Here is a 16,850-nt window from a genome sequence, read left to right as displayed (position 1 = left end):
CAAACCGCAAAACGCGCAGGAGACTAAACGATGAATGGAGCAGAGTTGGTAGTCAGCGCACTACAGCAAGAAGGCATAAAAACCGTATTTGGTTACCCTGGTGGCGCCATCATGCCAATCTATGATGCGCTGTATGATGGTGATGTCGAACATATCTTATGCCGCCATGAACAAGGCGCAGCGATGGCAGCCATTGGAATGGCTCGTTCTACACAAGACGTTGCGGTTTGTATGGCCACTTCCGGCCCCGGTGCCACTAACCTAGTGACCGGTCTTGCCGATGCCTTAATGGATTCGATCCCTATCGTTGCCATCACAGGACAAGTTGCCAGTACTCATATCGGTACCGATGCTTTCCAAGAAATGGATGTGATCGGCATGTCGCTATCGTGTTGTAAACACAGCTACTTAGTGACGGATATCAACGAACTCGCTCCCACTCTTTCTGAAGCCTTTGAGTTAGCCAAATCCGGTCGCCCCGGTCCGGTATTAGTCGATATCGCTAAAGATGTTCAATTAGCTCAAGCGCCAACCAAGATACTGCCTGAATTTACTCCCCCTGCTATTCCAGTTGCAACTCAGCAAGCCATCGAAGAAGCTCAACAAGTTTTAGCCAATAGTCATAAGCCGGTTTTATATGTCGGTGGCGGCGTTCAACTCGCTCATGCAACCGATACAGTCCGTGAGTTTTTAAAGTTAAATCCAATCCCAACCGTCAGCACTCTAAAAGGCTTAGGTACGGTTGAGCGTCACTATCCACACTACCTAGGTATGCTCGGCATGCACGGCACCAAAGCCGCTAACCTAGTGGTGCAAGAATGTGACTTATTAATCGTAGTCGGTGCGCGTTTTGATGACCGAGTAACCGGCAAGCTAGATACCTTTGCACCACACGCTAAAGTAATTCATTTAGATATTGATGCGGCAGAATTTAATAAACTACGTCATGCTCACGCACCATTACGCGGCGATCTCAACCTACTGCTACCGCAACTGGAAGTAAGCAATGATGTTACTGAATGGAATGAGCATTGCGACCGTTTAAGAAAGAAATTCAAATGGCGCTACGATCATCCGGGTGATTTGATTTATGCGCCAAAACTGTTGAAACAACTGTCAGATATGATGCCGGACAGTTCGATGATCTCGACTGACGTAGGCCAACACCAAATGTGGGCAGCGCAACATATTCAACCGCGCGCGCCGCAAAACTACATCACCTCAGCCGGTCTTGGCACCATGGGCTTTGGTCTGCCTGCGGCAATGGGAGCTAAAGTCGCTCGTCCAAATGATGAGTCAATTCTGATCACTGGCGATGGCTCTTTTATGATGAACATCCAAGAGCTTGGCACATTAAAGCGCCGCAAAATCCCAGTCAAAATGGTGCTACTGAATAACCAACGTTTAGGCATGGTTCGCCAATGGCAATCACTGTTTTTTGATGGTCGCCACAGTGAAACCATTTTGGATGACAACCCAGATTTCATCATGCTAGCTAAAGCGTTCGATATTCCGGGCAAAACTATTACTCGCAAAGAAGAAGTAGAGCCGGCATTAAAAGAAATGCTTGCCAGTGAAACGCCTTACTTATTACACGTTTTAATTTCAGAAGAAGAAAATGTTTGGCCATTAGTGCCACCGGGCGCCGCAAACCAAGATATGTTGGAGAACACCTAATGGACAGATATCAATTAAACATAAAAGCAGACGACAAACCCGTATTGTTAGAGCGAGTGTTGCGCGTGATTCGACATCGTGGTTTTATAATCCGACAAGTGATCGCCACCGTGAACCACGAAAGTAATGTTGCAACAGTGGAAATTATTGTGGATAGCAACCGACCTATCACGATTTTGATCAATCAGATTGAAAAGCTATGGGACATTCGCACCGTCGAAACTCAACTGCTGCAAACGCATTTAGTAGAAGAATAAAAACATCGAATTGAAAAGGAAGACCAAGATGGCTACAAATACCGCAGATTTTATTTGGTTTAATGGAAAAATGGTGCCTTGGGCTGAGGCTAATGTCCACGTCTTAACGCATGCTATGCACTATGGTACTTCGGTATTTGAAGGTATTCGTTGCTACAACACGCCAAATGGCCCAATTGTGTTCCGTCATAAAGAACATATGGATCGCTTAAAAGATTCAGCAAAAATCTACCGTTTCCCAATTCCATATTCAGTAGAAGAAATGATGGAAGCCTGTCGCGAAACGCTACGCGTTAACAAGCTAGATTCAGCTTATATTCGTCCATTAGGTTTTGTCGGTAATGTTGGTCTAGGGGTTTGCCCACCAGTCGATTCAGAAATGGAAGTAATCATTGCCGCTTTCCCTTGGGGTTCTTACCTAGGTGAAGAAGCGCTGGCTAATGGTGTCGATGCGATGATTTCTAGCTGGAACCGCGCTGCGCCAAACACCATTCCAACCGCCGCTAAAGCCGGTGGTAACTACCTTTCTTCTTTATTGGTCGGTGGTGAAGCTCGTCGTCATGGTTACGATGAAGGAATTGCATTGAGCGTGAATGGTTATATTTCAGAAGGCGCGGGTGAAAATATTTTTGTAGTGAAGAATGGCAAGATTGTCACACCTCCTGCCACCAGCTCGATTCTGCCAGGTATTACTCGTGATTCAATTGTTATCCTAGCCAAAGAGCTCGGCTATGAAATTGAAGAAGCCAACATTGCCCGTGAAGCACTCTACCTTGCCGATGAAATCTTTATGACTGGCACCGCGGCTGAAATTGTACCGGTACGTAGTGTCGACCAAATTACGGTTGGCGCTGGCAAACGCGGCCCAATTACCGAACATATTCAATCAAGCTTCTTTGGCTTATTTGATGGTACTACCGAAGACAAATGGGACTGGTTAGATCCAGTTTACCCTCAAGGTAAATAAGCCTAAATAACGAGTAGTTTACCAATATTGATTGACCAATTTATTAAGATTTAAAAGGATTTAACACTATGCCTATCTATCGCTCCGCCACTACCACTCACGGCCGTAACATGGCTGGCGCACGTGCTTTATGGCGTGCCACCGGTGTAAAAGAAGAAGACTTCGGTAAGCCAATTATTGCCGTAGTTAACTCATTTACTCAGTTTGTTCCCGGTCACGTGCACCTAAAAGACATGGGCCAACTGGTTGCTGCTGAAATTGAAAAAGCAGGCGGTATCGCTAAAGAATTTAACACCATCGCCGTGGATGATGGTATCGCGATGGGGCACGGCGGCATGCTGTATTCTCTACCATCGCGCGAACTGATTGCCGACTCCGTAGAGTACATGGTTAATGCCCACTGCGCCGATGCTATGGTCTGTATCTCTAACTGTGACAAAATCACTCCGGGAATGTTAATGGCATCAATGCGTCTTAATATTCCAGTGATCTTTGTTTCTGGTGGCCCAATGGAAGCGGGTAAAACTAAGCTTTCAGATCAGATCATCAAGCTTGATTTAGTTGATGCCATGATCCAAGGCGCGGATCCAAAAGTATCCGATGAACAAAGCGAACAAGTCGAGCGCTCTGCTTGCCCAACGTGTGGCTCATGTTCAGGTATGTTTACCGCCAACTCAATGAACTGCTTAACTGAAGCGCTTGGTTTAAGTCAGCCGGGTAATGGTTCAATGCTAGCGACGCACGCTGACCGTGAACAACTTTTCCTTAAAGCCGGCCAACGCATTGTTGAACTAACAAAACGTTACTACCTAGAAGATGATGACTCAGCACTGCCACGTAATATTGCTAATAAAGATGCCTTTGAAAATGCGATGGCGCTCGATATCGCAATGGGCGGCTCAACCAATACCGTACTTCACCTATTAGCCGCGGCTCAAGAAGGTGACATTGACTTTGTGATGGACGATATCGATCGCATGTCTCGTCAAATTCCCAACATCTGTAAAGTGGCCCCTTCCACACCGAAATACCACATGGAAGATGTTCACCGCGCTGGTGGTGTGATGGCGATTTTGGCAGAACTTGATCGTGCAGGTCTTATCCATAATCAAACCAGAACCGTCCTTGGTCTAAGTATGTCTGAGCAATTAGCGCAGTACGACATCATGCAAACCGAATCCGAAGAAGTGAAGAAATTCTTCCGCGCGGGCCCTGCGGGTATTCGTACCACCAAAGCTTTCTCACAAGATTGTCGTTGGGATACGCTCGATGATGACCGTGAAAATGGTTGTATTCGCACCAAAGAAAACGCCTTTAGCCAAGATGGTGGTCTTGCGGTACTCAGCGGTAATATTGCACTCGATGGTTGTATTGTTAAAACCGCAGGCGTTGATGAAAACAGCTTACAATTCAAAGGCCCTGCTGTGGTATTTGAAAGCCAAGAAGATGCGGTTGAAGGCATTCTAGGTGGCAAAGTCAAAGCTGGTGATGTGGTAGTGATCCGCTACGAAGGCCCTAAAGGTGGCCCGGGCATGCAAGAAATGCTTTACCCAACCACTTACCTAAAATCTATGGGCTTAGGTAAAGAATGTGCGCTACTAACTGATGGACGCTTTTCTGGTGGTACGTCAGGTTTATCGATTGGTCATGCCTCTCCAGAAGCGGCTAATGGCGGCACGATAGGTTTAGTTAACCAAGGTGACACGATCACCATCGACATTCCTAACCGTACGATTGAACTCGAAGTGAGCGAGCAAGAATTAGCAGAACGTCGCGCTAAACAAGACCAACTCGGTTGGAAACCTGCCGCTCGTGAGCGCAGTGTGTCTTTTGCCCTTAAAGCTTACGCGATGTTAGCCACCAGCGCAGATAAAGGCGCGGTACGTGATAAATCTAAGCTAGAGGAGTAATCCTTATGCCAGATGAATCCCAATCGCTCAATTTGCCACATACTGGCGCAGAATACCTGCGCCACATTTTGCGCGCACCAGTCTATGAAGCGGCGATCGTTACTCCTTTTCAGGAAATGACCCGCTTATCGGAGCGCTTAGGCAATAAAGTACAAATCAAGCGTGAAGACCGCCAACCGGTTCACTCTTTTAAACTACGTGGCGCCTACAACATGGTCGCCAGTTTAACTGAAGCGCAAAAGCAGGCCGGTGTAATCACTGCATCGGCAGGTAATCACGCCCAAGGTATCGCGCTATCTGGTAATTTGCTGAATATCAAAGCCATTATCGTGATGCCGACCACCACACCAGACATTAAAGTCACGGCAGTACGTAACTTTGGTGGGGAAGTATTACTTCACGGTAGTAACTTTGATGAAGCCAAAGCCGAAGCCGAGCGTTTAGCCGAATTACATGGCTATTCCTATGTGCCGCCCTTTGATCACCCGTTAGTGATCGCTGGTCAAGGCACGATCGGCATGGAAATGCTGCAACAAAATGGCCACTTAGATTATATCTTTGTGCCAGTAGGTGGCGGTGGTTTAGCCGCCGGTGTGGCGGTATTAATCAAACAATTAATGCCAGAGATTAAAGTGATTGCGGTTGAGCCGGAAGATTCCGCCTGTTTAAAAGCCGCGCTCGATGCCGGTAAACCAGTACCACTTGATCGCGTTAGCATGTTCGCCGATGGTGTGGCGGTAAAAATCATAGGCAATGAAACCTTCCGCGTCTGCCAAGAATACCTTGATGGACACATTACGGTTTCTAGCGATGAAATCTGCGCGGCAGTCAAAGACATCTTTGAAGATACTCGCGCGATTGCTGAGCCTTCAGGGGCACTTGCCTTAGCGGGTTTGAAGAAGTTTACTGAACAACATCAACTGCAAGGTAAACAACTTGGTACGGTACTGTCTGGCGCCAATACCAACTTCCACGGGCTACGTTATGTTTCAGAACGCTGCGAACTTGGTGAAAAACGTGAAGGTTTGTTAGCGGTCACGATTCCTGAACGCAAAGGCGCCTTCTTTGAGTTTTGTAATCTAATTGGTGGCCGTGCGGTAACAGAGTTTAATTATCGTTATAACGATGACACTCAAGCCAATATTTTTGTCGGTGTTCGCCTGCAAGATGGTCAACAAGAGTTAGATCATATTGTTGAAGAACTACGCCAAGGCGGCTATCCAGTAGCAGACCTTTCTGATGATGAAATGGCGAAGCTGCATGTTCGTTATATGGTGGGCGGAAAGCCTCTTAAACCATTGAAAGAACGTTTATACAGCTTTGAGTTTCCTGAATCCCCTGGTGCACTACTGAACTTCCTTAGTACTTTAGGTACTCATTGGAACATTAGCTTATTTAACTACCGTAACCATGGCGCGGATTATGGTCGAGTGTTATGTGGTTTTGAGCTAGAAGATTCCGACTTAGAGCGTTTTTCCGCTCATCTAAAAGAGTTGGGTTACCAATATAAAGATGAAAATGACAGCCCGTCGTATAAGTTCTTTTTAAGTTAACTTTAACAATAAGCTAGTCTACAAAATCAAAGCACTTATCATCCAATACATAACGCTGATAAGTGCTTTATCTTGATATTTTTATTAAAGATCACTTTGAAGAAAAGCGTTCAACATCCGAGCGAATTTCATCAATTAGCACTCTGGCAGTATCTTCTTTATATTGGACTAGCTGAATAAACAATAAATCGGTAATTACGTTTTGTGCTGTACGCGATGCAATAGAAGAACTGCGGTTTTGACTTTCATCGGCAATGGTATCAAAACATAGATCGGCAATTTTTCTTAATTTACTGCTTTTGGGTGAGGTTAATGCGATCACTTTCGCGCCTTGCTGCTTGGCGGTTTCCGCGGCTAATAACACTTCTTTTCTATCCCCTGAAAATGAAATCACGATTTGCACATCTTGCGGGGTTAAAATGCGCGCTACCGCCAATTGGACATGACTATCTGATTCAGTTAACGCTGTGACACCTAACTTAAGTAATTTATAACTTAAATCCTTGGCGGTTAATGCTGAGCCACCAATGCCGACAATTTGCACTCGCTCAGCATTATCAATCCAATGAATCGCTTGCTCGCACACCGCCATCGACAATGCATTGGTGGTATTGACCATTGCATCAATCTTGCTTTGGACTAGCTTCTGAGCAATCACAGTAACCGGATCATCGGCCAAAATATCATGATGTAAAGGGGTCACTTGAGAGGAATGGCGACGAATTAAATCTTCATTAATCGCCAATTTAAACTGACTGTAACCCTTATAGCCGAGCTTTTGCGTAAGCTTAACGATACTTGATTGGCTAACCTGAATTAAATCGGCCATCTCTTGGCTGGTTAAATGGCAAGCTTGCTCTGGGTTTTGATTTATCCAGTCGATAATTTTTCGTCCACTCGATGAAATACCATCCCTTTGTTTAATCATTTTATGAAAAACCGACATAAACCACCCTAAACAACTCACAAAAAAGAATAAATTATTCCAACAATAGGAATAACAACAAGCTAATTTAACTCATTAATTTAATTAAACACTAATGAAAATCGCTGAGATATTAAACAAAATTATCACGCCATTATTCCATAAATAAGCCTAAAAAGAATAACTTCAGCTGTGATCCCGATCACCAACAAAGAATAATTTATTCCATATTATCGCCATCAAATCACCTTCCACCAAAGAGACATATTATGAAAATTGATTTAACCCACTTAGTGACGGAAAGCCGAAATACTGCCAGTGCTGAGATTGATACCCTTTCAACACAAGAGATGCTGACCATCATTAACCAAGAAGATCAAAAAGTCCCTCTGGCGGTGAAAGCGGAACTACCCAAAATTGCTCAAGCAGTCGATGTGATCACCCAAGCGTTTGCCTCTGGTGGTCGATTGATTTATATGGGCGCAGGCACTTCTGGCCGACTAGGTATTCTTGATGCAAGTGAGTGCCCGCCAACTTATGGAAGCAACCCAGAGCTAGTAGTCGGTTTAATTGCGGGTGGTCATCAAGCTATTTTAAAAGCGGTCGAGAATGCTGAAGACAATGTCGAACTCGGCCAGTCGGATCTTGAATCACTAAATCTAACCAACAAAGACGTAGTAGTGGGAATCGCCGCCAGTGGCCGTACTCCTTATGTGATTGGCGGTTTGAAATATGCTAATTCAGTAGGCGCGACCACAGTCTCACTGGCTTGCAATCCGGGTTGCCCAATGGAAGCACAAGCCAAAATAGTGATTACTCCGATTGTCGGTGCCGAAGTGGTTACTGGCTCATCTCGCATGAAAGCTGGCACCGCACAAAAACTAGTACTGAATATGTTAACCACTGGCGCAATGATTCGCAGTGGTAAAGTCTTTGGCAACCTAATGGTGGATGTAGAAGCCACTAACGCCAAACTCATTCAGCGCCAAACCAATATTGTGGTGGAAGCAACCGGCGCGACGACTGAGCAAGCTGAACAAGCATTGAATGCATGTGACCGTCACTGCAAAACCGCTATTTTGATGATCCTAGCTGATATTGATGCGCAGCAAGCAAAACAGCGTTTAACTCAACATAACGGCTTTATTCGTGCCGCTTTAATTAACTGATTTCACAATCACTAAAGGAATAAAATCATGGCGAAAATTACTTCTGCAATGATGGAAACCATCTTAGCGACCGTTGGTGGTAGTGCAAATATCAATAAATGCGGCAACTGCATGACGCGCTTACGCCTATCACTCAACAACTACGGTGTGATTGATTTAACAAGCTTAAAGTCAGTCGCTGGCGTAATGGGGGTGGTTGAAGGTGACGAACAACTGCAAATTATTTTAGGCCCAGGTAAAGCGCAAACCGCTGCCGATCTGATGAATGACTTAATTGCCAATTCAAGCTCAGAAACAGCACAACCAGTAGAAAACCAAGATTTATCGAGCATCGCATCTGATCAAAAAAAGCAGATGAAAAGTAAACAAACTAGCGGTGTACAACGCTTCTTAAGTAAGTTTGCCACCATCTTTACCCCGTTAATTCCGGGCTTTATTGCGGCTGGTTTACTACTCGGTTTTGCTACCCTACTTGAGCAAATTTACGTTCTCGATCAAACGCCAAGTGTTTTTATGGTCGATCTGATCGCTTATATGAAAGTATTTGGTAAAGGCCTATTTGCTTTCTTAAGTATCTTAATTGGCTATAACGCTCAACAGGCTTTTGGCGGTTCAGGAGTTAACGGTGCCATCTTAGCGTCACTGTTCGTACTAGGCTATAACCCAGATGCGACCTCAGGCATTTACTCTGGCATGAGTGAGTTCTTCGGTATGACTATCGATCCACGCGGTAATATTATCGGCGTATTGATGGCGGCGATCATTGGTGCGCAGGTCGAGAAATTTGTACGCAAATACATGCCCGATGACCTCGATATGATCTTAACCTCGGTCGTCACCTTATTAATTATGGGTGTTGTGACTTTTGTCGTGATCATGCCAATTGGTGGCGAGCTGTTTAAAGGTATGTCTTGGTTGTTCTTAAACCTAAATGACAACCCGATTGGTGCCGCTATTCTCGCCGGCTTATTCCTAATCTCAGTGGTGTTTGGTATTCACCAAGGTTTTGTTCCTGTCTACTTTGCGTTAATGGAAACACAAGGCTTTAACTCACTGTTCCCTATTCTAGCCATGGCGGGCGGCGGTCAAGTGGGTGCTTCAATGGCGCTTTACTTTAAAGCTAACAAAGATGCTCTACTAAGAACGCAAGTAAAAGGCGCTATTATTCCGGGAATTTTAGGCATTGGTGAGCCACTGATTTATGGCGTAACTCTACCTCGTGTGAAACCTTTTGTGACGGCTTGTTTAGGTGGCGCAGCTGGTGGCTTCTTTATTGGCTTAGTCTCTTATCTTGGATTACCTGTCGGCTTAAATACCGTATTTGGTCCATCCGGTATTGTTGCTCTACCACTGATGACATCCGCTAGCGGTATCTTCCCTGCAATGATGGTGTTCTTAGTCGGACTACTGATTTCTTACATTGTTGGCTTCCTTGCGACCTATTTCTTTGGCACTAAGGATGTGGATTTAAGCTAAGCCTCTTTGAGATAACAATCTCTTAATTAACAATCTCTTAATTAACAGAGTTAAGTTAATTATTATTTAAGCTAGATTCCCCCCTAGATCCTAGCTTGCGCCTTTACCAGTAAAATCATTTAACGGTAAAGGCGCTTTTTTTCATTTTTCGATTAATAGTCATTCCCATAGCTCACAACTCATTTAAGCCAGTCTTGATACATTTTCTGGCTATCGCCAAGGTAGTCTATCAACCATTCCACCAGCTTATTATCTTGGTTCTTGCGCCATACCAAACAACAAGCACTTAAAGGTTTATCGCCGGTGAGATTCACTTCAATTAAATCACCTTGCTCGATAAAAAACGTCGCCATGTGACGCGGCATATACCCCATTCCGACTTTATTTTTTAAACACTCAATCGCACTAAACCAGTTAGGCAGTAATAAACGACGCTGCTGTGCAGAATGCCAAGTATGGCGTTTAGGTAGAATGGTCGAGGTATCATCCAAACAAATAGCTGGGATCGCGGCTAAATCGTCATCGGTTAATTCGCTTTGACTCGCTAATGGGTGGTCGGCGGCCATCACATACGCCCAGTCAATACTACCCATAGGTTTAACACCATAATCGCCACTCACTGGAATTGCAGAGGTTGCTCCTATCACAACATCTGCACGTCCTTCAGAAATCGCTTCCCATGAACCATTAAACACCTCCATGTTGATCTGCAATTCGGCATAATCGAAAGTGTTATAAAAGTCCTCAATTAAAGGCTTTAACTGCTCAAGTTTTACGATGTTATCTAGGGTTAGCTTAACGGTTTTATGGTAACCACTTTCGACTCGTTTGGTTTGCGCTTTCACTTCTTCCATTTGACGCAATAACTGGCGTGCTTCTTTAATAAAGTGTTCACCGGCTTCGGTTAATTGCACTTTGCGAGTTAATCGATGAAATAGTTTCACACCAAGCTCTTGTTCAACCTGACGAACCGCATAACTTATCGCCGAAGGAACTTTATGTAATTGCTCTGCCGCTGCAGTAAAACTGCCCATACGCGCTACGGTATCGAGCATTTGTAATGATTGCTTTGAGTACATATTCCCTTCCACTTAACTGATTTTTCTATCCATCAAAAAAATTGAACGATGAGTTAAAATTATAACGTTTAATTTCTCAGATAGAAGAATTTATAATGCGGTTAATCTTTGGCATTACGTCAATTTCTATCCTGAATGGTCGCTTTATGAATATCGCAAAAACACAATTATTTTATCTTGCTGCATTATCTATGTTGGGCTTTGTTGCCACCGACATGTATTTGCCAGCATTCAAAACCTTAGAAGCGCATTTTTCTACTGGTCCAGAATCGATTGCTTTGTCTTTATCGATCTTTTTAGCCGGTATGGCTTCTGGTCAGCTGTTATGGGGTCTAGCTTCTGATAAGTTTGGTCATCGTAATACGCTCGCGACTGGCTTAGTGCTGTTCTCTTTAGCATCACTGGGTTTAGGTTTTAGCCAAGAAGTATGGCAATTATTGACTCTACGCTTTATTCAAGCGATTGGGGTTTGTGCGCCAGCAGTGATCTGGCAAGCGATGGTGATTAAGCGCTACTCAAGCTCAGTTAGCCAACAAGTGTTTGCATCCATCATGCCATTAGTGGCTTTATCACCTGCTATCGCACCACAACTTGGCGTTTTCTTAATGAGCCACTTTGGTTGGTCGAGCATCTTTATTTTCTTAACCGTAGTCGGTGCTGCGCTAACTTGGATGACACTAGCTCAACCAAAAGATCCAGCAGCCGAACCAAAACAAACGTCTATCAAGCAAGATATTAAAGGCTTGTTTGGCTCTCGAGTTTACCTAGGTAACGTATTGATGTTTGCGATGGCTTCAGCGTGTTTCTTTGCCTACCTTACCGGTATGCCAGAAATCATGACTTCTATGGGCTATGATGCAAAAGATATCGGCTTAAGCTTTGTTCCTCAAACCATTGCCTTTATGGCGGGTGGTTACTTTGGTAAACGTTATGTCGCCAAACTCGGTGATGGCAAGGTATTAAAAGCTTTATTAGCCCTATTCACAGTTTCATCTATCGTGATGTTTATTGCTTCGCAAATGGACATCAGCACGATTTGGCCGGTGTTGATCCCGTTCTGCTTTATTGCCGTCGCGAACGGTGCGTTATACCCAATCGTAGTCAATCGTGCGCTTTCAAGTTGCAAAAACAGCCCTGCTACCGCAGCGGGACTACAAAATAGCTTACAGATTTGTATCAGTGGCTTAGCCAGTGCTTTAGTAGCGGCGTTTGCTAGCCAAGCACTGCCAACCACTGGTTTTGTTGCTGTTTTATGTACGCTTGGCTTATTAGCTGGCTACTTGTTCTCAGTATCAAAAGTAGAAGTAACTGCTGAGTTAGTAGAAGAAGTATAGTTAATACGTTTCTCGAGACTAGATATAACAAAGCCCACATAACTGTGGGCTTTTTCGAGTTTCGAGAAACGGCTCTTTACGAACTTTGTTCTATTTTTTCGTTGGGCGTTTCCAACCAGCAATGACACGCTCTTTCGCTCGCGTGATCACTAATTCATTCTCAGCCACATCTTTCGTTAATGTGGTACCAGCACCAATGGTTGAACCATCGGCAATCGTAACAGGCGCGATTAATTGAGAATCAGACCCCACAAACACATCATCACCAATGGTGGTCTTAAACTTATTTGCACCATCGTAGTTGCAAGTGATCACACCAGCACCAAGATTCACACGATCACCAATTTGTGCATCACCTAAATAAGTTAAGTGGCCAGCTTTAGAGTCTTCACCTAGAGTGGCATTTTTGATTTCAACAAAGTTACCCACGTGAGCAGCTTTTTTCAGCTCAGAACCTGGGCGTAAACGCGCATAAGGCCCAACGGTACACTCTTCACCAACAACAGACTCTTCAACAATGCTATAAGGGTAAAGAATCGCGTTATCTTTAATCTCACAATCTTTTAATATGCAGCCAGCGCCGATTTGGACATTATTACCAATGGTAACTTTACCTTTTAAGATAACATTCACATCAATTTCAACGTCCATTCCAAAGTGTACTTCTCCGCGTAAATCAAAACGATTTGGATCGCGTAGCATCACACCTTGTTCTAATAGTCTTTGCGCTTGCATTGACTGATAGGCTCTTTCCAGTCTTGCTAGCTGAGCTCTATCGTTAACGCCTTCAACCTCTATCGGGCTAACAGGGTGAACCGCTTCAACTGCACGGCCTTCTTTATGAGCAGCGGCAATAATATCGGTAAGATAATATTCGCCTTGAGCATTTTCATTTTTAAGCGCGGATAGCCAACGCTTTAAATCACCACCAGTGGCAACCATCACGCCGGTGTTGATTTCTTTAATTAGCTTTTGTTCTTCCGTGGCATCTTTTTGCTCAACAATCGCTACCACTGGGCCATTTTTACGAATAATACGGCCGTAACCTTCTGGCTTTTTCAAGATAACCGTTAGTAGTGCAATACCACCATTTGGTTGAGCATCGAGTAAGTTTTCAACGGTTTCACTAGAAATTAATGGTACATCACCATACAAAATAAGAACTTTTTCATCGTCAGCAAAATCGGGAGCCGCTTGGTTCACCGCGTGGCCAGTTCCAAGTTGTTTTTCTTGTAGCACCCAATTAACTGGCTCAGAACCTAAAGCTTCCTTCATTTGATCGCCACCGTGGCCATAAACCAAATGAATATTTTGCGCACCCACTTTGGCACAAGTATCAATGACATGTTTTGCCATCGGACGACCAGCCAAGCGGTGTAGGACTTTAGGTTTTTCAGAATACATGCGAGTACCTTTACCCGCGGCAAGAATGACAGCGCTAAAATTCATAAAGCATTACCTATAAGATTAATCTGCAAAGATTCTACCTTAAAAGTAGTCACTTTGACCAAAATTTGAGACGTACTGACAAAAAAACAACAAAAAAGGCGACCTTAGGCCGCCTTTTATTCTTACTCTATTACCGCTAAAACTTAACGATGTGATTTGCGCGTTAATTCAATTACTCGTAACTGAGCAATTGCTTTCGCCAGATCACTGGTCGCTTTAACGAAGTCAATGTCGCCATGCTGATTCTTAATATTCTCTTCAGCTTTGCGTTTGGCTTCTTCAGCCTTAGCTGCATCTAAGTCTTCACCACGGATTGCGGTATCAGCCAGTACTGTTGCAGTACCCGGTTGAACTTCAACCATGCCACCAGAAACATAAATAATTTCTTCGTGGCCGTGTTGCTTAATTAAACGCACCATACCAGGCTTAATAGCAGTCAGAAGTGGAGTGTGTCCTGGGTAAATACCTAGTTCACCTTCACTACCTGTCACCATGAAAGATTCGACCGTACCAGAAAATAATTTTTTCTCAGCACTTACGATGTCTAGGTGAAAAGTCATAGCCATGTTGCCTCCTAATTAGCTTATAGCTTAATAAACTCAGTGTTTAAATTTAAACGTCTTTGTCTTTTAAACTTAAAGCTTCTTAGCGTTCTCTACTGCGTCGTCAATCGAACCACAGTACATGAATGCTTGCTCAGGAATATCATCGTAGTCACCAGCGATCAGACCTTTAAAGCCGCGTAGTGTTTCTTTTAGAGAAACGTACACACCAGGGTCACCAGTAAATACTTCCGCTACGTGATAAGGCTGAGTTAGGAAACGTTCAATCTTACGAGCACGAGATACAAGTTGCTTATCTTCTTCAGATAGCTCATCCATACCCAAGATCGCGATGATGTCTTTTAACTCTTTATAGCGTTGTAGAGTAGTCTGTACACCTTGAGCAACATTGTAGTGCTCTTGACCAACAACAAGTGGATCCAACATACGAGATGAAGAATCTAGTGGGTCAATCGCAGGGTATAGACCCATAGCTGCGATGTTACGGTTAAGTACAACCGTTGCATCCAAGTGAGCAAACGTTGTCGCTGGAGATGGGTCAGTTAAGTCATCCGCAGGTACGTATACCGCTTGTACAGAAGTGATAGAACCATTCTTAGTAGAAGTGATACGCTCTTGAAGCACACCCATTTCTTCCGCTAGTGTTGGCTGATAACCTACCGCAGATGGCATACGACCTAGTAGAGCCGATACCTCTGTACCCGCAAGGGTATAACGGTAAATGTTATCGATGAACAGTAGTACGTCACGGCCTTCATCACGGAATTTTTCCGCCATTGTTAGACCAGTCAATGCTACGCGCAGACGGTTACCCGGTGGCTCGTTCATTTGACCGTAAACCATTGCTACTTTTGATTTTTCAGGCTCTTCGATGTTTACAACACCGGCTTCCTGCATTTCAAAGTAGAAATCGTTACCTTCACGAGTACGCTCACCAACACCAGCAAACACTGATAGACCTGAGTGTTGTAGTGCGATGTTGTTGATAAGTTCCATCATGTTAACGGTCTTACCTACACCTGCACCACCGAATAGACCGATTTTACCACCCTTAGCGAATGGACAAATTAAGTCGATTACTTTAACACCGGTTTCTAGAAGTTCAGTTACGTTCGACTGCTCTTCGTAGCTTGGTGCAGCACGGTGAATTGCGTAGTTTTCTTCTGCGCCAATTTCACCACACTCATCGATAGCATCACCTAATACGTTCATGATGCGACCAAGTGTTTTTGTTCCTACTGGTACTGAGATTGGAGCGCCTGTATTAACCACTTCCAAACCACGACGTAAACCATCAGAGCTACCCATTACGATTGCGCGAATTACGCCACCGCCAAGTTGCTGTTGCACTTCAAGAACAAGACGTTCTTTTGCGTCAACAACGTTCAGGGCATCGTATACACGAGGTACACTGTCCTGTGGGAACTCTACGTCGACTACTGCACCGATGATCTGTACGATCTTACCTGTAGCCATCGTTAATCCTCTAAACTATTAATTTACCTAAGCTTCATTCAAATAACGAAACCTGATTTAACAATAAAATTAAACTGCTGCTGCACCAGATACGATTTCTGATAGCTCTTGTGTAATCGCCGCTTGACGCGCTTTGTTATACACAAGTTCTAAATCTTCAATCAGATTACTCGCATTATCTGTTGCTGCTTGCATCGCAATCATTCGGGCTGCCATCTCACATGCGAGATTTTCCACCACGCCTTGATACACTTGAGATTCAACATAACGTCGAAGCAAAGTATCTAATAACGGCTTAGGTTCAGGCTCATAAATATAATCCCAAGAATGAGTGCGTTTCATGTCATCGCTATCCGATTTAGGCAAAGGTAGCAATTGATCGATCTTAGGTTCTTGAACCATAGTGTTAACGAACCGGTTAAATACTACGTATAGGCGATCAAGTTCACCTTCGTCGTATTTTTTCAGCATTACACCGACAGAACCAATCAAAGATTCAAGACTAGGCTCATCACCTAAACCTGAAATTTGAGCAGATACTTTAGCGCCAGTATGTCTGAAGAAGGAGGTAGCTTTACTACCAATCACTGCAAGTTCAACACTTGCGCCTTTATCAGACCATGCCTTCATGTCGTTTAATGCTGCTTTAAACAAGTTAATGTTTAAACCACCACATAAACCACGGTCGGTTGACACGATAATGTAGCCTACTTTTTTAGCTTCACGCTCCTCAAGATAAGGGTGCTTATACTCAAGGTTGGCATTGGCTACATGACCGATCACTTTACGCATTGTTTCTGCATATGGTCGAGACGATTCCATCGCGTCTTGTGTACGACGCATCTTGGAAGCCGCAACCATTTTCATTGCCTTCGTAATTTTTTGTGTGCTCTTAACACTACCAATTTTAGTACGAATCTCTTTTGCGCCGGCCATCGTTACTCTCCTTTAATGGACATTCGCTAACTGGTGATGCTGATAACTAAAATTTAAATTAATCATAAACATCACCTAC

14 protein-coding genes are annotated in these 16,850 nt (G+C 44.0%); 8 read left to right on the top strand and 6 right to left on the bottom strand.

Annotation, left to right across the window (positions count from 1 at the left end; translation table 11 throughout):
* The first annotated feature begins 30 nt into the window (after positions 1 to 30).
* The 5 genes from ilvG (at position 31) to ilvA (ending at position 6,364) form a co-directional block, all read left to right on the top strand.
* Positions 31 to 1,677 carry an acetolactate synthase 2 catalytic subunit gene (gene ilvG, locus L3V25_RS15175; RefSeq protein ID WP_237296311.1) on the top strand — a complete coding sequence of 549 codons (1,647 nt, stop codon included), beginning with the start codon at positions 31 to 33 and terminating at the stop codon, positions 1,675 to 1,677.
* Complete coding sequence (gene ilvM, locus L3V25_RS15170) at positions 1,677 to 1,934, top strand: acetolactate synthase 2 small subunit (protein ID WP_193000045.1); 258 nt, start codon at positions 1,677 to 1,679, stop codon at positions 1,932 to 1,934. The genes ilvG and ilvM overlap by 1 nt, the downstream gene beginning before the upstream one ends.
* Before the next feature lie 28 nt (positions 1,935 to 1,962).
* The gene (gene ilvE, locus L3V25_RS15165) at positions 1,963 to 2,901 is read left to right on the top strand and encodes a branched-chain-amino-acid transaminase (protein WP_237296310.1); all 939 of its coding nucleotides are present in this window, start codon (positions 1,963 to 1,965) and stop codon (positions 2,899 to 2,901) included.
* 68 nt (positions 2,902 to 2,969) lie between these two features.
* Positions 2,970 to 4,811 (top strand): dihydroxy-acid dehydratase, encoded by a 1,842-nt coding sequence (gene ilvD / locus L3V25_RS15160; RefSeq protein WP_237296309.1) that lies wholly within the window; start codon positions 2,970 to 2,972, stop codon positions 4,809 to 4,811.
* 5 nt (positions 4,812 to 4,816) lie between these two features.
* Entirely contained in the window at positions 4,817 to 6,364 is a 1,548-nt protein-coding gene (gene ilvA, locus L3V25_RS15155) for a threonine ammonia-lyase, biosynthetic (protein WP_237296308.1), read from the top strand.
* Positions 6,365 to 6,455: 91 nt separating this feature from the next.
* On the opposite strand, the gene L3V25_RS15150 is transcribed toward ilvA, so the two are convergent.
* A complete protein-coding gene (locus L3V25_RS15150; protein ID WP_237296307.1) occupies positions 6,456 to 7,310 on the bottom strand; it encodes an SIS domain-containing protein in 855 nt (284 codons plus the stop codon).
* Between the two features lie 248 nt (positions 7,311 to 7,558).
* Here L3V25_RS15150 and murQ point away from each other — a divergent pair, with 248 nt between their 5' ends.
* Together murQ and murP are read left to right on the top strand one after the other, a co-directional pair.
* Positions 7,559 to 8,458 (top strand): N-acetylmuramic acid 6-phosphate etherase, encoded by a 900-nt coding sequence (gene murQ, locus L3V25_RS15145; RefSeq protein ID WP_237296306.1) that lies wholly within the window; start codon positions 7,559 to 7,561, stop codon positions 8,456 to 8,458.
* Between the two features lie 27 nt (positions 8,459 to 8,485).
* A complete protein-coding gene (gene murP / locus L3V25_RS15140) occupies positions 8,486 to 9,934 on the top strand; it encodes a PTS N-acetylmuramic acid transporter subunit IIBC (RefSeq protein WP_237296305.1) in 1,449 nt (482 codons plus the stop codon).
* Positions 9,935 to 10,113: 179 nt separating this feature from the next.
* On the opposite strand, the gene punR is transcribed toward murP, so the two are convergent.
* Positions 10,114 to 11,013: a DNA-binding transcriptional activator PunR gene (gene punR, locus L3V25_RS15135; protein WP_193000038.1), complete on the bottom strand. Its 900-nt coding sequence runs from the start codon at positions 11,011 to 11,013 to the stop codon at positions 10,114 to 10,116.
* 146 nt (positions 11,014 to 11,159) lie between these two features.
* Here punR and punC point away from each other — a divergent pair, with 146 nt between their 5' ends.
* Positions 11,160 to 12,347, top strand: a complete 1,188-nt coding sequence (punC, locus tag L3V25_RS15130) for a purine nucleoside transporter PunC (RefSeq protein ID WP_237296334.1) — start codon at positions 11,160 to 11,162, stop codon at positions 12,345 to 12,347.
* 90 nt (positions 12,348 to 12,437) lie between these two features.
* On the opposite strand, the gene glmU is transcribed toward punC, so the two are convergent.
* The 4 genes from glmU to atpG all read right to left on the bottom strand — a co-directional run bounded on the left by glmU (position 12,438) and on the right by atpG (position 16,771).
* Positions 12,438 to 13,796 (bottom strand): bifunctional UDP-N-acetylglucosamine diphosphorylase/glucosamine-1-phosphate N-acetyltransferase GlmU, encoded by a 1,359-nt coding sequence (gene glmU / locus L3V25_RS15125; RefSeq protein WP_237296304.1) that lies wholly within the window; start codon positions 13,794 to 13,796, stop codon positions 12,438 to 12,440.
* Between the two features lie 143 nt (positions 13,797 to 13,939).
* Positions 13,940 to 14,362, bottom strand: a complete 423-nt coding sequence (locus tag L3V25_RS15120) for a F0F1 ATP synthase subunit epsilon (RefSeq protein WP_027695057.1) — start codon at positions 14,360 to 14,362, stop codon at positions 13,940 to 13,942.
* 69 nt (positions 14,363 to 14,431) lie between these two features.
* Positions 14,432 to 15,835 (bottom strand): F0F1 ATP synthase subunit beta, encoded by a 1,404-nt coding sequence (gene atpD, locus L3V25_RS15115; RefSeq protein WP_237296303.1) that lies wholly within the window; start codon positions 15,833 to 15,835, stop codon positions 14,432 to 14,434.
* 69 nt (positions 15,836 to 15,904) lie between these two features.
* On the bottom strand, positions 15,905 to 16,771 hold the full coding sequence (gene atpG / locus L3V25_RS15110; protein ID WP_237296302.1) for a F0F1 ATP synthase subunit gamma: 867 nt from the start codon (positions 16,769 to 16,771) through the stop codon (positions 15,905 to 15,907).
* Positions 16,772 to 16,850 lie beyond the last annotated feature (79 nt).

The sequence above is a fragment of the Vibrio sp. CK2-1 genome, from assembly GCF_021726515.1.
Lineage (GTDB): Bacteria > Pseudomonadota > Gammaproteobacteria > Enterobacterales > Vibrionaceae > Vibrio.
Note: the sequence above shows the minus strand (reverse complement) of the source record. Positions and strands in the feature narration are given on the sequence as shown.

Excerpts from the sequence above, each read along its gene's own strand:
- ilvG (WP_237296311.1), top strand. The coding sequence starts at position 31 with ATGAATGGAGCAGAGTTGGTAGTCAGCGCACTACAGCAAGAAGGCATA.
- ilvM (WP_193000045.1), top strand. The coding sequence starts at position 1,677 with ATGGACAGATATCAATTAAACATAAAAGCAGACGACAAACCCGTATTG.
- ilvE (WP_237296310.1), top strand. The coding sequence starts at position 1,963 with ATGGCTACAAATACCGCAGATTTTATTTGGTTTAATGGAAAAATGGTG.
- ilvD (WP_237296309.1), top strand. The coding sequence starts at position 2,970 with ATGCCTATCTATCGCTCCGCCACTACCACTCACGGCCGTAACATGGCT.
- ilvA (WP_237296308.1), top strand. The coding sequence starts at position 4,817 with ATGCCAGATGAATCCCAATCGCTCAATTTGCCACATACTGGCGCAGAA.
- L3V25_RS15150 (WP_237296307.1), bottom strand. The coding sequence starts at position 7,310 with ATGTCGGTTTTTCATAAAATGATTAAACAAAGGGATGGTATTTCATCG.
- murQ (WP_237296306.1), top strand. The coding sequence starts at position 7,559 with ATGAAAATTGATTTAACCCACTTAGTGACGGAAAGCCGAAATACTGCC.
- murP (WP_237296305.1), top strand. The coding sequence starts at position 8,486 with ATGGCGAAAATTACTTCTGCAATGATGGAAACCATCTTAGCGACCGTT.
- punR (WP_193000038.1), bottom strand. The coding sequence starts at position 11,013 with ATGTACTCAAAGCAATCATTACAAATGCTCGATACCGTAGCGCGTATG.
- punC (WP_237296334.1), top strand. The coding sequence starts at position 11,160 with ATGAATATCGCAAAAACACAATTATTTTATCTTGCTGCATTATCTATG.
- glmU (WP_237296304.1), bottom strand. The coding sequence starts at position 13,796 with ATGAATTTTAGCGCTGTCATTCTTGCCGCGGGTAAAGGTACTCGCATG.
- L3V25_RS15120 (WP_027695057.1), bottom strand. The coding sequence starts at position 14,362 with ATGGCTATGACTTTTCACCTAGACATCGTAAGTGCTGAGAAAAAATTA.
- atpD (WP_237296303.1), bottom strand. The coding sequence starts at position 15,835 with ATGGCTACAGGTAAGATCGTACAGATCATCGGTGCAGTAGTCGACGTA.
- atpG (WP_237296302.1), bottom strand. The coding sequence starts at position 16,771 with ATGGCCGGCGCAAAAGAGATTCGTACTAAAATTGGTAGTGTTAAGAGC.